We start from the raw sequence: 14,223 nt of genomic DNA on the forward strand, positions 1-14,223 counted from the left end.
TCTAACTACTAGAACGTACCCGTAACTCTACTAATTTTTCTTTAACTGTCATATCATAACTACCAAAAAAGTCTTGTCCCAGCAGTGGTATCTCTGCTTCAGGAGGTGCGATAACAACAGTAAATTGTTTGAACTCTAAACCTCCCGCAGAAATAGAACCAACTATTCCTGCTTGTACTTCTACTTCTCTACCATCAGCAACTTTTACAGTTCCCCGACCATAAGGTACTACTTTCAAAGAGTCTGCCATTTCCTGAGTAATAATGGTTTTACTAGCTCCAGTATCTAAAAGCATTTCGTATTTCTGATCCCCATTAAAAATAACTTCAACAATAGGAATACCTTCTGCACCATCTGTACGTTTAACAATTGGTATTTCATATAACCCTGCTGTTGTAGTTGAAGTTGATACCTCCTCTGGTAATTCTTCTGGAAACAGACGACAAACTGATATTGTTAAGTCCTTCCTATTTCCTGCTTCATCAAGCATAAAACATCCTGGATATTCTTGAGCGATCGCTGCAGTACAAATTAATGTAGTCACTAATATTGATGGTATTTGCCAAAAGATCGTTTTCACCTGTTGTTTGTGCTTAATTAGATTTCTATCAGTAGAATTGTAGAGTGAAGAATTTTCCATCATAATTAATTACTTTTTAAGAATTTCAATTATTTGTTTATTGTTAAGTTTTAAACTTTAAGCTAATTTTATCTTATTTAATTGATGAATGTAATCTGTACTTGTGACTACTACATTTTTCGTAAACCTAATATATTCTCAATGACCTAAGTAAATATTCTGACCTAATATTTAAAGAAGCAGTCAGCAGAATCATTAGGATCATTTTTTTAATGTTTAGAATGGGATTTTAACCCAAGCTGTTAAAAGCTGATAGCTAGTTAAATTAAATACTAATTAATTGAGAGGAATTAAAATGTCAATCTCACCTCAACCTGCTCTTCTGGTACTAGCAGATGGAACTTCTTACCGTGGCTTATCTTTTGGCGCTCCAGGAACTACCATTGGAGAAGTGGTATTTAACACAGGAATGACTGGTTATCAGGAAGTTCTCACAGACCCAAGTTATCGTGGGCAAATTGTTACTTTTACCTACCCAGAATTGGGAAATACAGGAGTTAATCCTGAAGATGAAGAGTCCAATCAACCACAAATCAAAGGTGCGATCGCTCGTAATATTTGTCCACGTCCTAGTAACTGGCGCTCAACTCAATCTTTGTTAGAGTATCTTCAAGAACATAAAATTCCTGGAATTTATGGTATTGATACCCGTGCTTTGACCAAAAAAATTCGGACTTTAGGAGCAATGAATGGGGCAATTTCTACAGAAATTCTAGACCCAACTGAATTGCTACAAAAAGTTCAGTCTGCCCCTAGTATGGCAGGATTGAATTTAGTTCAGGGAGTAACAACTAAAGAAGTTTATCAATGGTCTGAACCCACTAATGCAGCTTGGGAGTTTAATCCTTCTGTTTCTGGTTACAGTGGAGAAAAGTATACAGTAGTGGCCATTGACTTTGGAGTGAAAAAAAATATCCTACGACGTTTAGCTAGCTATGGTTGTCGAGTTGTAGTTGTTCCTGCTAATACGCCACCAGAAGAAATTCTCAAGCACAACCCAGATGGTATTTTCCTGTCCAACGGCCCAGGAGACCCCGCTGCTGTTAACGAAGGTATTGAGACTACTAAAGAGTTACTTAAATCATCTAAACCTGTTTTTGGTATTTGTATGGGACACCAAGTCCTCGGTCTTGCTTTAGGAGCCGACACTTTTAAATTAAAGTTTGGCCACCGTGGTCTCAATCAGCCAGCAGGTTTACAGCAAAAAGTGGAGATTACAAGTCAAAATCATGGATTTGCGATTCATCCAGATTCTTTAGCTACTGAGGTAGAAATTACACATCTTAACTTGAATGACCAAACTGTTGCCGGTTTACGACATAAATCTTTACCTTTGTTCTCAGTACAATACCACCCTGAAGCCAGCCCTGGTCCCCACGATGCTGATTACTTGTTTGAACGTTTTGTCCAGGTAATGCAAGATGAGCGCAGAGCTAAAGCCTCGAAATCAAAGTAGGATTTTGCCTGCAAATTTTGTGTATTCCTTACTTAAATTGTACAATTTTTTTTTGCATCATTTGTCTTTCAAAATAAGTTATCTTTAGGAGTAGACAAATTTTACATAAAAAAGTATAATTGACATTCGACTTATGCAAAATCAAGCTAGGAGGGTGTTATTCCTGAGCCTAAGCCATTAGCCCTGACTGTTAGCCTGAGATGCACTCATGAAGAGAGGAATAACTACCAGCTATTCCGCCTAACAGGGTTACTAGATGCCTTTTCAGAAGGTACTTTTAACAAAACGCTGAAGACAAAAATCGATCAAGGGCCAAAAAACATTATTTTGGATTTGTCCAAAATAGACTTTGTTGATAGCTCTGGGTTAGGAGCACTCGTACAACTGGTAAAGCATACCAAACAATATGAAGAAGGTACGTTGCAAATAGTTTCCAATGCCCGTGTCAATCAAACTGTTAAATTGGTTCGTTTAGAGAAATTTTTGTCTTTACGCTCTTCATTAGATGAAGCTATAGAGAATGTCAAGATCTCTTGACAAGGCCAGGCAATGACCGACTGTTTAATATAGCTATAGATGCTATCTCCCGTCAAAAATCAAAGGGCGAGACGGGAGTTGGTCAAGCCTGATTGAGATGGAAAAAACTAGAAAGATTGTGAAAACAAAATTTGGCCTGTCTTGTTAAATAGAAATTAAAACTTAAGTTAAGCAAAAATTTTTCTACGGGGATATTAGAAGAAGGACAATTAATATTTTATCGAGTAGAAAAGCTGGTCTAACAAGGAGAACGATCGGTTTGCAACAATTAAACCTTGTGGCACTAACACCAACAGAAATTCAAAAAACTACACCCTCAGCTTGGGCATATCTGGGGGATGCTATTTATGAATTGTATGTTCGGAGCTACTACTTAATACCAGCTAAAAGATCGCGGTCTTATCATCAACTGGTGGTAGCGCAAGTTAGAGCAGAAAGTCAAGCTCATCATTTACATAATTTAAAACCTCATCTTACTAGTTTAGAGTTAGATATTCTCAAGCGAGGACGCAACGCTGCTTTTGGGAAACCAAAAAGATTAGACCCAGAAGTTTATCAACAGGCTACCAGTTTAGAAGCTTTAATTGGTTACTTATATTTAACAGATCCTCAACGATTAAATCAATTACTAGGCTATATAAAATTAGATTAAAGAATAGAAAGAATTAAAAAGGTTAATTTAAAAGGGGTAAAAACAGAAACCCAAATCCTACCTAAATATACTCTTTCCCTACTCTTTTTCAAATTTTGGTAGTCCTGCAACGGTAATGGTATTGATTGAACTTAGGACAAATTACCTAATGATGTCAGCTGTTATTACCTCAGCTCTAATTAAAAGAAAGCGTTCGAGGGATGGCGTTTTGCTCCGCAACATGTAAAGCGGAGCGACTCTCTCTGTCAAGAGCGGGTCTCCTCGACATATCCAATCGACCAAGAGAGAGGATGTATTTTGGTTTCTTTCTCACTTCCCGTCTTCTCATCTCTCCCACTCCCCTACTCCCTGCTCTTGCGTAAAATTTGGTATTAAGATATATTTTCTGTTCCCTATCCGGTTAATGTACAACAAATAGTGATTTTCGCTCGAAAACTTAAGTAATTTGTAAATACCATTACTTTTAAAATTAGCCTTTAGAGTAGTTTTTATATTATGTTCGGTAGAACACTTATAATTATTGCTCTGCTGATTAAATATAAAAGCATTGACATATAAAGACAAGTGCCTTTTTGGGAACGAAAAAAGTGCGCCTGTTTCAGCTCTTCACGCTCATGCATGGAGCGTATTTTAGGCGCATAGTTGGGCAGAACAATCTTGGGACAAAACGCCCGCTCCTACTTCCTCGCTCCCGATCCATTTCTCCCCTCCTGGGAGGGGCGAGGGGTGGGTTGTCTCCTGTCTCCTACCCCTACTAAAATACTTTTGAGCGCAAACCCTAATTAGGCTCGTAGTTTTGCTTGAGCAATAATATAAGTATTGCAAGGGCTAGAACAAAACTACAAACAAAAACTTTACTATAAGTAATTATCAGAAATTATAAGTAATTATCCGCAATTCGTAGCTCCCCCGGAGGGGGCACATGATATTACTCCCTACTCCCTGGTATCTACTTACAAATGTTAAATTAATTTTGCATAGGTATTTATATTACCTGGGGCCTTATGGCCTATGCCGCCTGTATTAAGAATAAAATTAGATTTGATATGAGCTATGCCTATAAAACCTTCAAAATTTAACTATCAAGACAAACCCCAAAAACAGAAATCAATTAAACTCAAAAGTAGGCAGTCAAGCAATGATAATTTAGAGGCCACAAGGGAAGATGACGATCTAATCTATGGACGACATACTGTACAAGCAGCCCTCAAAAGTGAGCGTTCCTTAAACCGCATCTGGGTTATTTCGCCACTGAGATACGATCCCAGGTTTCATACATTGCTCAATGAGGCTAAAGCCAGAGGTACGATCATAGATGAAGTAGATGATAGACGCCTAGATCAAATTACCCATAGAAAAAATCATCAGGGTATTGCTGCTCAAATATCCCCTTACGAGTACAAAGAGCTTGACGAACTAATTTCTCAAGCTAAATCTAAAACCGAGCAACCTATATTGTTAGTAGCTGATGGTCTCAACGATCCCCATAATTTAGGAGCTATTATTCGGACGGCAGAAGCTCTGGGAATACAAGGTTTAGTTATTCCACAAAGACGAGCAGTAGGAATAACCTCGACTGTAACAAAAGTTGCTGCAGGAGCTTTGGAAAATTTTCCGGTAGCCAGAGTTATTAATCTGAGTCGTGCTTTGGAAGAATTGAAAAAAGAGGGATTCTGGATATATGGTACTGTAGCTGACAATGGGGATCTTATTCATACTGTAAAGTTTACAGGAGCTATTGTTCTAGTTATTGGTAGTGAAGCAGAGGGTTTAAGCCTTCTGATCCAAAAAAATTGTGATGCCTTAGTATCTATACCAATGTCAGGAAATACACCTAGTCTCAATGTATCAGTAGCAACTGGTATAGCCCTTTATGAGATCTATAGACAACGCTGGTCAAAAAGTTTGCGTATGTAGTGAAAAATATAATTGAAAAAATAGAAGTTGCGTAGTATAACAAAAATAGAGAGGAGAAGTATAGCTTAACATGGGTTAAACAGTCTTCTATCAGCTACATGGCTCTGACCAGCGAAATAGATTTTGAAACTCCCGGTTGACTATAATGAACACTCTTTGTAATTTGTATAGTTTAGTTATCGATTCAAATTTTTCCTGATAGTTTGTTTAGAATTTTTGCTCATAAAGTTGCAAACATTGGCAGATGTGAGAATCAGTAACTTCAAAAGCAACTACTAATACAAAAATTATTAACATAGTATGAAAGAAACATTGGCAAACTTATTAAACTTTTCTGGTCTGGCTTGGTGGGTTAAAATTTTTACTACTAACCCTTGTTGCACTTATTATTTTGGACCTTTTTTTACATTTGAAGAAGCAAAAGCTGCTGAAGCTGGCTATATAGAAGATTTAAAAGACGAAAGTGCTCAGGGTATTCAGGTGTTTATTGAGCAGTCTAAACCTGTGGAGTTAACTATTTATGATGAATTAGAAAATAGTAGTAATGAAACAGTAATAAATCCTGCTTTTAGTCCCCAAACTTAATCCTTTTCAGGAAATTATAAAATTTGAAGATAAATGGTGTTGCTGAGTAATAGTATAACTTTGAAGTTAGTAGTCGATAAGAGTCAAAGATACTAAATAAACTACTAATTGCTTGATACTAGATAGAAAAATAGTAAAGCTTATTAATTACTCTTGATTTACTTTAATTTAAGTCTTGATATCTGTTTTCAGCAATGCCAATAAATTATAATTAGGAAATTATCAACTTTTCTTAATTTTGACTTTTAATTGACTTTTACAAGAATTTCTAATACCAATTTCATAAAATATTGCTACAGTCTCGACACTGGTAACAGGCAACAGGGAAAAAACTGGATAAAAAAGAGGAAAAGATACTTGATTTTGACATTTGATGGATATATACAATTTTTAATTGTAGCAATAAATTACAAGTTAAGATGTAACTACCTTTTTTGAATTTGGTATAATATTTTTGATTATTTTTGCTGAAGCTGTATCCATTTTTTAATATCTGTTAGCACTTGCTGAGAAATTTCCCAAGGAAAAAGATGAGCGGTGTTAGGATAGCATTGCCAATGTGCATGATTGAGATGTAGAGCTGTTTCTTGACTGGACTCAGGAGTAATATGGCAATCGCTTGCCCCAGCTAATACTAAGCAAGGACATTGAATTTGTGGCAGAGCGCTCAATCTGTTATAGTCACTTCTTAAAGCTTGATTTAATGCTCTAGTGGCAAATTTAGAAGTTTGTAAATAGGCAGAAACGGCTTCTTTTGCTAAATATTTATAGCTGGCAGGAGTGTGTTGTTGAATGAGATATCTAAATAGTGATCGCTTGCCAAAAGTATCAATATTCCATTGCCATCCAGGCATCAACCAATTTATGATCCCCGCTAAACCAGTATAAAGATTATCCTGCCAAGTAATAGGTGGATGATTACCTCTAGGTCGTGCTGCGGTACCTATTAAAATCAGACCTGCAACTTTCTCTGGGTTTTTTAGAGCTAACTCCATTGCTATAATTCCACCTAACGACCATCCTAATATAAAATATTTGGGGATTTGAAGTTGGTCTAGCAGTATTTCTAAATCTACTAAATGTTGAGTAATCTCAAAGTCTTTTTTCGTATAACTTTTGCCATAACCTCTTAAGTCAGGAGCAATAGTTTGAAAGTTTTGGCAGAGGGAGTTGGTAAAGACAGACATACATTGGCCTGAACCTGGATGTCCGTGGAGGCAAAGAATGGGAAAACCTTCTCCTTTGAGTTGAAAATGTAGTGGTAATGATGAGACCATGATTTTTTTTTCTGTAAAATTTTCTTTATATACCTTACCTTGCTTTCAAGTCTAGTTAATATAATTACAGCAGATTGCAGGTAGATGAGGTACAAATATAAATGGTAAAGTCTTTGTAGTGCGGGCATCTTGCCCGCGACTGGTGTACCTCACTAATATGAAATATGCTGTAAATTACATCCTCAGGACTTACGCAGAGACTCTACATATAGCGAGGGTGAATATCATTCGCCCCTACAAATGGTGGTTTAAAAGTCAATTTGCGTAAGTCCTGATCCTAATAACGATAATTCAGATAAAAAATTTACTAAACCCTTTTTATTTTTATCTTTTGGGTTTAATACCCCGCCGCCACTCGCGGTGTTTACAATTAGTTTGGGTTGGAGTCCCCATCAACTTTTTCCATCTTCCATCTTCCATCTTCCATCTTCCTTGTTCAATCCTAAGTATTAATTTCTGTTATGGAGTCAAACCAAAATCAAATTACAGAAAAGCAAAAGATGCTAAACGGGCAATATTATAATGGCTTTGATAAAGACTTACTAAAAGATAGACAAAGAGCTAAAAGTTTATGTCAAAAATTGAATAATATTCCAGATGGCAGTCAAGAAGAAAGGGTCAAAATTATCAGAGATTTATTCCAAACCGATCGAGATTGTTGGATAGAATCTCCTTTTAAATGTGACTACGGGTATAATATCCAAATTGGAGATAATTTTTATGCCAACTTTGGTTGTGTTATTCTTGACTGCAATATTGTGAAAATTGGTAGTAATGTAAAGTTAAGTCCTAATGTACAAATTTATACTGCTACTCATCCAATAAATGTGACAGAAAGAATTGCAGGTAAAGAAATGGCTTATCCTATTGAAATAGGGGATAATGTTTGGATAGGAGGGGGTTGTATCATTCTTCCTGGTTTAAAGGTTGGAAAAAATACAGTTATTGGGGCGGGAAGCGTGGTAACGAAAGATATTCCTGAAAATGTTGTTGCAGTGGGGAACCCCTGTCGCGTAATTAAAGAAATTGAATGAATAACAAAGAGTTTTGAAGTATACACAGTATTTATCGTGATTAACTCTATTTTGAAAACTGGCGTTGCATAAATACGGGATGATTTTAATAGTTTTGTGGAATGGGCATCTTGCCCGTTCCTGATATTTTCACCGCAGGCATGATACCCACCCCACTTATATTCATCCCGCCCCTCAGCAATGCCTGAAAACTTAATGAATTACTCCACCCATCATAATATAGAATCCATTTGGTATCTTTGCACGCAGTATGTGCTTTTAGCTGCTGAAGTCAGGAAGACCGAGTCATATCATGTCCGCTGGTATCATTTATGTAAACCCAAGCGTGAATATTTACAGAAAATTTCAGTTTTTTCAGACTTTTAAGTCTTCTGTTCTAGATAAATAAAGCCTTTTTCCATCTTCCTTCTTCCTTACCTTTACAATACGGATGCTACCGGAGTTGATCTCATAACTCCGGAGATTCAGAAATACAATAGGGGAAAAAGGTAGAAAAATGAATGGGTAATCTTGGTCGCGTAATGGTTAAAAGAACAATAGATGTCTGGCATGGGAGCAAGATGCTCCCACTGTTCTTGTAACAAAAATAATGACAATGTACAACCAATGAAAATGCACCACCACCGAAAAATTATCCCTTTTTCTCTAAGAGTTCTACTGCTTCCCTGGGAGTAGAATTTTCTGTAGTAGACACCAACAACTGTAGCAAAGCATTAATCGCCTTCTTATTGCCAGGGTCAATTTTCCCTAAGAGTTTTGCTGCTTCCCTACGAGCATGATGATTAGAAGTAGACTCCAACAATTACAGGAAAGCATTAATTACTTTCTCATTGCCCATGCTAATTTTCCCTAAACTTTCTGCTGCTTCCCTACGAATATTAGGATCGGAAGTAGACCCGAGCAATTGCACCAAAGCATTAGTTGCTTTACTCAAGTATTTAAAAGAATAGCTGCTGAACAAATACAAAATTTACAAACTAAATTTGTACAACAAATCAGTCAAATCATAGCTTCCCCTAAAAATAATGTGCCAAAAACCCTCAATAATTTAATTAAAAATGTACAGAAATTATCATTTGTCAATAGGATGACTTTATATCTGTCAGATAAAACAGATGATACAATTATTTGGAGGTATTCATCACAGACAATTTATCATGAAAAAGACAAAAGAAAATTAGAATGTTTATTTGTGGCCAAAGAATACGAAAAAGCGATTCCATCAGCTTTTCAAGGAAAGCCAGAACTGTTAAAAGTAATCAATGACCGCACAGAATTCCAATGGTACTATATTGTTAAAAATGAAAATAACCAACCTATAGCTGTTTTAAGAGTAAATGGCAATCCTTATGAAAACTTCAGAGAATATAAGTTAGGTATTTGAAAGATATAGTAGTTTATTCTTAAGTATCACCTCTATGAGAACTCTGATAGTCTAAAAGCATTTTTACTTTTACCTGTTATACCAAGCGTGATAAATATTTGCTACAAATAAATAGGTTATTTCTTAGGAGTAAACCCACCCCTAACCCCTCCCAGGAGGGGAAGTCACCGAGTCAGGAGTTAGGAGTTAGAATAAATAGCTTTGATACCATTTATTAGGTCGGAATTTATCTTTTTAGTCCAATGGATATCTCCTATAAAGTCTTTTAATTGCCCAAATTAATTCGTAATATTCTTTTTCCAAATTGGTATTATCTTCTCTCAAAATTAAAGATATATATAAATACAGCAGATTCCATGTAAATGTGGCAAAGTAGTTTAGAGTCCAAATAATGAAAGTAATTTTTAACAAAATACTCAGGATTGGAAAAACTATATTCTTTCTTTCCTACTACCTACTACCGACTCCCTGCTCCCTACCGTACTTCATAAACCACCAAATACTCTGTAAATGTAGAGGTGTAATATGCAACGACCAATAGGTATAGATTTATTTGCAGGTGCAGGAGGTATGACTCTGGGCTTTGAACAAGCAGGATTTGATATACTTGTTTCTGTAGAATTAGACCCCATTCACTGTGCCACTCATCAATTCAATTTTCCTTTTTGGCCAATATTATGTCGTAGCATAGTTGATATTACTGGAGATGACATTAGACAGTTATCAGATATTAAAAATAAAGAAATTGATGTAATTTTTGGTGGTCCTCCTTGCCAAGGTTTTTCTCTGATGGGAAAACGTACCTTAGATGACCCACGCAATACACTTATATCTCATTTTGTTCGATTAGTTTTAGAGTTAAAACCTAAATATTTTGTCATAGAAAATGTCAAAGGATTAACAGTAGGAAAGCAAAATTTTTTTCTTGAGGAAGTCATTGACAAATTATCTAAAAATGGTTATCAAGTTCAGCAACCTTACCAAATTTTAAATGCTGTCAATTATGGTATACCGCAAAATAGGGAAAGATTATTTTTAATGGGATGTAAAAAAGGTTTAATCTTACCAAATTATCCTCTAGCAATTACAAATATTTCTACCGATAAAAAATCAGAAAACTTGATCACTGTTAAGGATGCAATCGGAGATTTGCCAGAAGTAGAAAATTATCCAGAACTATTAGAAAGAGATTGGATAAAAGTAGAAAATGATTATGGTAAACCAAGCAAGTATGCTATAAAATTGCGTAATATTGAACGTTTTAATAATGACTATTCTTATAAACGTGAATACGATCAAACAATATTAACCTCTAGTTTACGCACAAGACATACAGAAAAATCAAGAGAAAGATTTAATGCTACAGCACCAGGAAAAATTGAATCAGTAAGCCACTTTTATAGACTTAATCCTGATGGTATTTGTAACACACTCAGAGCTGGAACACCAAGTAGTAAAGGGGCATATACTTCTCCAAGACCAATACACCCATTTACACCCAGATGTATCACAGTTAGGGAAGCAGCAAGATTACATTCATATCCTGATTGGTTTAGATTTCATGTAACAAAATGGCATGGTTTTAGACAAGTTGGAAATTCAGTGCCACCCCTATTAGCAAAGGCAGTAGCTCAAGAAATTATTCATGTTTTAAATATTAAACCACTTCAACCTAGAGGAAAAAAAATCAAGTTAGAAAAATGGGAAAATTTAGAGTTTAATATGTCTATGGCCGCTAAAAAATATCAGGTAGATCGACATACTATTGCGCCAAGAAGTAGAAAAAAAATAATTAGTTGATATTATATTAATTAAATTAACAAATAAACTCAGAATTTATTTATTTTCATATTCCGGCAGTCTTGTAACCGTAATAGTATTGATTAAACTTGGGACAAATTATCTAATGATTTTAGCTGCGATCGACTCAGCTCCAATTAAAAAAAACGGTGGATCTTCGGAGCTTCCCGTAGGGTGGGATGGCGAGGAGACCTGCGCCATATCCAATCTACACAAGAGAGAGGATATATTTCGGTTTCTTTCCTACTCACAGTTTTTTCCACTCCAGGTATCCCTTACTCCCCTACTCTCTGCTCCCTTTTCACTCAAATTTATTGTCCTAACCAAAGAAGGTAATTTTTAAGTATTTTTTGCACAGTTGTGTAATTAACTTCTATCACTACAAATTAATTAATATGTGTTTGTGTAAAATCCTCATTTGTCAATTCGTTATTATCAAAAACATTAAATATATCTATTTCTTTACTAGATAACTTATTCATTTGTTTTGCAAACTTAGAAGCTAATTGTTTAGTATGAATTTGCAACTTTGGCCCTGAAATGCCCAGCCGAATAATCATATTGTCTACCACTGATGTCTGAATGATTGGCTCATCATTTACATAAGTACCATTAGCACCAAAATTGACCATCATCCAACCAGATGAATTTTTCCATAATTCTGCATGATGGCGAGAAACTACTGCACTATAAATTATTACATCATTCTGAATTATTTAATTATTTAATGGCTTTGTTGCATGAAAGTGGCGATCGCGACAACTCCCCTGAGTGGAGTAAACTAGATTTCAACTTTGTAGCTTTTGGGTTTACCTATTTGAATCATACGGTTAAGCATGGCACATTGTATGAATAACTCCACTGCCTGAGCATCAAATTTTCGTCGCCGCAACTTCCCTCCAAATATCACTTTGAGCCTAAACATCGTGGTTTTCCTTCGGAATGCTGCGCAAACTGATAGGGAGCATCGATGGTAGCCACTTTCACGTTTCCATTTCTTGCGTCCTACAATTCTTATTCTTCTGAGGTTTTCATCTCTGGGATGAGGTGCGCATTTACAGTTGCCATGTTGACCTATTACCGCATTTTTCCTTGGTGGAATCGTTGTCTTTGCTCCTCGTTGCCTAGCTTTCTCGTAACACTTATACTTATCATAGGCTCCGTCTCCTGATACTTGGGCTATTTCCACATTTACTCTATCTAATAGGTCAGAAAATACTTGATCATCACTTACATCATTGGTAGTCACTACCCCGCTGACAATTTCCCCTGTGGCCTCATTTACTCCTAGATGTAATTTACGCCATGTCCTGCGTTTACCTACACCATGAATCCTGGTTTTCCATTCCCCTTCACCATAGACTTTAACTCCCGTAGAATCCACTACTAGATGAATAGCTTCATGAGTTGGTATAACTGGCAGTTGAACATTCAGTTTTTGTAAGCGACGGGATATAGTGCTATGGTCTGGTACTGGTAAATCTAAGTTCATCAATTGAAATATAGATTCTACAACACCTTCAGTCTGTCGTCCGGCCAAACTAAACAATGATTGTATAGTCACCATAAATTCAATGGCTGTGTCACTATAGGTATTTGATGCTCCCCTACGTCCATTTTTTTGTTGGTTTACCCACTGCTCTATTACTTCATCATCAGCGCCAAAATGTGAGACTTCCTCTCTGTTTTAGGGAAGCATCATATTCAGACCAGTTGCTGAGTCGGTACTTGGACTTGGACTTACTCATTTCTATGTTGGTCTAGGTTTGTTGTGCTACGCACTGCATATTTTTACCCTATTTGCTATCTTTATGCAACAAAGCCTTATTTAATTATTAATTCTTCGGTAATCACTGATACTAATTTATTTAACTATACTAAAATTATTGATGTATTTGTAAATCATCTATAATGTTTTCTCGATCATCTTTTGAAATATTAGAGTTTTTTCTCCATTGTGACTTTACCCCATCAATTTTTTCCTTAGCTTCTGCTGTAACTTCTTGAATTTTGGTAGAAAAATCATTTGAAGTTTGCTTACTTTTTCTGGACTTTTTTTCTGTAGACTTACTTTGAAATTCTTCTACTTTTTGTTTAGCTTGCTCTGTAACTACTTGTGCTTTTTCTTGAGCTTGCTCTTTAACAACTTTAGCAGTTTCTTGAAAACCTACAAGTAATTTTTTTGCTTCACGTTTTGCTACATTAATATGTTCTCTAGTTTTCACTAAATCTTCTTGTAAAAAATCTTGAACCAGACCTATTTTTTGAGTAACTCCTTCAGTATAACATTGAGGATTTTCTATAGAACTATTGACTACTATTACCCGTTTATTACCAGCACTGGAAACTGCTTCTGGTGGTAATAAATAAATACTATTTAAAACACCTCGCCACCCATTAGATTTAAACAAATAATTAACTACTGCACCTGTTTTAATGTTGAGAAGGTATTCTACAATTAACCCTACCTTCTCTCCTGTATTAGTCCATACTTCATTTCCAATTATATTTACAGTATTATTGAATTTATCTAAACTCTCTTGTGCTGAGTCTCCATTAACTAGAGTAGCATCAGTGCCAATAGTCTCAATTTGTTTCCAAGCAAAAACTTTTTTCTGTTTACCAAAAATACCAGACTTACATATAAAACCTATGACTTGATGAGATTGAGTATTCAGGCACAATTGTTCTATTCTACCCTGGTCTTCAACCGTTTTTTTGTCAAGGACAAACCTCTTCAACAGTTGACTATGTTTCATTACTTCTGGTATTTTATTCATAAATTTTACTCCTAAAACATAATTTTGATAAATTTATTGAACAATTTAAGAAGGAAATTAAGAAATAAATTTAACCCCTCAATAAATGGGAGTAGACTAGCAGTTAGGGAAGGATTTTACGCTATTTAAGGCTTGTTTATGAGGGATTTACCCCGGATAAT

Annotated in this window: 14 protein-coding genes and 1 pseudogene; 8 read left to right on the top strand and 7 right to left on the bottom strand. The window is 35.7% G+C overall.

Annotated elements, in window-relative coordinates; translation table 11 throughout:
• Window position 1: 1 nt before the first annotated feature.
• Window positions 2-643 carry a retropepsin-like aspartic protease family protein gene (locus tag D5R40_RS06690; RefSeq protein WP_124142649.1) on the bottom strand — a complete coding sequence of 214 codons (642 nt, stop codon included), beginning with the start codon at window positions 641-643 and terminating at the stop codon, window positions 2-4.
• Window positions 644-935: 292 nt separating this feature from the next.
• On the opposite strand from D5R40_RS06690, the gene carA reads away from it, so the two are divergent.
• The 5 genes from carA (at window position 936) to D5R40_RS06715 (ending at window position 5,787) form a co-directional block, all read left to right on the top strand.
• Window positions 936-2,096, top strand: coding sequence for a glutamine-hydrolyzing carbamoyl-phosphate synthase small subunit (gene carA, locus D5R40_RS06695; RefSeq protein ID WP_124142648.1), 1,161 nt, complete (start codon window positions 936-938; stop codon window positions 2,094-2,096).
• Window positions 2,097-2,291: 195 nt separating this feature from the next.
• Window positions 2,292-2,633: an STAS domain-containing protein gene (locus D5R40_RS06700; protein ID WP_339379453.1), complete on the top strand. Its 342-nt coding sequence runs from the start codon at window positions 2,292-2,294 to the stop codon at window positions 2,631-2,633.
• Between the two features lie 259 nt (window positions 2,634-2,892).
• Window positions 2,893-3,285, top strand: a complete 393-nt coding sequence (locus D5R40_RS06705; RefSeq protein ID WP_192901016.1) for a Mini-ribonuclease 3 — start codon at window positions 2,893-2,895, stop codon at window positions 3,283-3,285.
• A 1,053-nt stretch (window positions 3,286-4,338) separates the two neighbouring features.
• Complete coding sequence (rlmB, locus tag D5R40_RS06710) at window positions 4,339-5,202, top strand: 23S rRNA (guanosine(2251)-2'-O)-methyltransferase RlmB (protein WP_124142645.1); 864 nt, start codon at window positions 4,339-4,341, stop codon at window positions 5,200-5,202.
• Window positions 5,203-5,502: 300 nt separating this feature from the next.
• A complete protein-coding gene (locus D5R40_RS06715; protein ID WP_124142644.1) occupies window positions 5,503-5,787 on the top strand; it encodes a DUF1816 domain-containing protein in 285 nt (94 codons plus the stop codon).
• A gap of 458 nt (window positions 5,788-6,245) precedes the next feature.
• On the opposite strand, the gene D5R40_RS06720 is transcribed toward D5R40_RS06715, so the two are convergent.
• On the bottom strand, window positions 6,246-7,064 hold the full coding sequence (locus tag D5R40_RS06720) for an alpha/beta fold hydrolase (RefSeq protein ID WP_124142643.1): 819 nt from the start codon (window positions 7,062-7,064) through the stop codon (window positions 6,246-6,248).
• Window positions 7,065-7,525: 461 nt separating this feature from the next.
• On the opposite strand from D5R40_RS06720, the gene D5R40_RS06725 reads away from it, so the two are divergent.
• Window positions 7,526-8,098 (top strand): sugar O-acetyltransferase, encoded by a 573-nt coding sequence (locus D5R40_RS06725; protein ID WP_124142642.1) that lies wholly within the window; start codon window positions 7,526-7,528, stop codon window positions 8,096-8,098.
• A gap of 631 nt (window positions 8,099-8,729) precedes the next feature.
• Here D5R40_RS06725 and D5R40_RS34740 read toward each other — a convergent pair.
• Window positions 8,730-8,897, bottom strand: a complete 168-nt coding sequence (locus tag D5R40_RS34740) for a hypothetical protein (protein WP_161564282.1) — start codon at window positions 8,895-8,897, stop codon at window positions 8,730-8,732.
• A gap of 3 nt (window positions 8,898-8,900) precedes the next feature.
• Window positions 8,901-9,008: a HEAT repeat domain-containing protein gene (locus D5R40_RS06730; RefSeq protein WP_240038716.1), complete on the bottom strand. Its 108-nt coding sequence runs from the start codon at window positions 9,006-9,008 to the stop codon at window positions 8,901-8,903.
• On the opposite strand from D5R40_RS06730, the gene D5R40_RS06735 reads away from it, so the two are divergent.
• Together D5R40_RS06735 and D5R40_RS06740 are read left to right on the top strand one after the other, a co-directional pair.
• Complete coding sequence (locus tag D5R40_RS06735) at window positions 9,003-9,482, top strand: hypothetical protein (RefSeq protein WP_124142640.1); 480 nt, start codon at window positions 9,003-9,005, stop codon at window positions 9,480-9,482. The genes D5R40_RS06730 and D5R40_RS06735 overlap by 6 nt on opposite strands.
• Before the next feature lie 525 nt (window positions 9,483-10,007).
• Window positions 10,008-11,282: a DNA cytosine methyltransferase gene (locus tag D5R40_RS06740; protein ID WP_124142639.1), complete on the top strand. Its 1,275-nt coding sequence runs from the start codon at window positions 10,008-10,010 to the stop codon at window positions 11,280-11,282.
• 386 nt (window positions 11,283-11,668) lie between these two features.
• Here D5R40_RS06740 and D5R40_RS06745 read toward each other — a convergent pair whose 3' ends face one another.
• From D5R40_RS06745 to D5R40_RS06755, 3 genes and pseudogenes are all read right to left on the bottom strand, one after another.
• The gene (locus D5R40_RS06745) at window positions 11,669-11,998 is read right to left on the bottom strand and encodes an FHA domain-containing protein (RefSeq protein ID WP_124142638.1); all 330 of its coding nucleotides are present in this window, start codon (window positions 11,996-11,998) and stop codon (window positions 11,669-11,671) included.
• Window positions 11,999-12,063: 65 nt separating this feature from the next.
• A pseudogene (locus tag D5R40_RS06750) lies at window positions 12,064-13,030 on the bottom strand (IS5 family transposase).
• Between the two features lie 135 nt (window positions 13,031-13,165).
• Window positions 13,166-14,062 (bottom strand): PRC-barrel domain-containing protein, encoded by an 897-nt coding sequence (locus tag D5R40_RS06755; RefSeq protein ID WP_124142637.1) that lies wholly within the window; start codon window positions 14,060-14,062, stop codon window positions 13,166-13,168.
• Between the last annotated feature and the right edge of the window lie 161 nt (window positions 14,063-14,223).

The organism is Okeania hirsuta, assembly GCF_003838195.1.
In the GTDB taxonomy this organism is placed as follows: Bacteria; Cyanobacteriota; Cyanobacteriia; order Cyanobacteriales; family Microcoleaceae; genus Okeania; species Okeania hirsuta.

Coding starts and splice junctions, on each gene's coding strand:
- D5R40_RS06740 (WP_124142639.1), top strand. CDS start 10,008: ATGCAACGACCAATAGGTATAGATTTATTTGCAGGTGCAGGAGGTATG.
- D5R40_RS06725 (WP_124142642.1), top strand. CDS start 7,526: ATGGAGTCAAACCAAAATCAAATTACAGAAAAGCAAAAGATGCTAAAC.
- D5R40_RS06755 (WP_124142637.1), bottom strand. CDS start 14,062: ATGAATAAAATACCAGAAGTAATGAAACATAGTCAACTGTTGAAGAGG.
- carA (WP_124142648.1), top strand. CDS start 936: ATGTCAATCTCACCTCAACCTGCTCTTCTGGTACTAGCAGATGGAACT.
- D5R40_RS06690 (WP_124142649.1), bottom strand. CDS start 643: ATGATGGAAAATTCTTCACTCTACAATTCTACTGATAGAAATCTAATT.
- rlmB (WP_124142645.1), top strand. CDS start 4,339: ATGCCTATAAAACCTTCAAAATTTAACTATCAAGACAAACCCCAAAAA.
- D5R40_RS06720 (WP_124142643.1), bottom strand. CDS start 7,064: ATGGTCTCATCATTACCACTACATTTTCAACTCAAAGGAGAAGGTTTT.
- D5R40_RS06715 (WP_124142644.1), top strand. CDS start 5,503: ATGAAAGAAACATTGGCAAACTTATTAAACTTTTCTGGTCTGGCTTGG.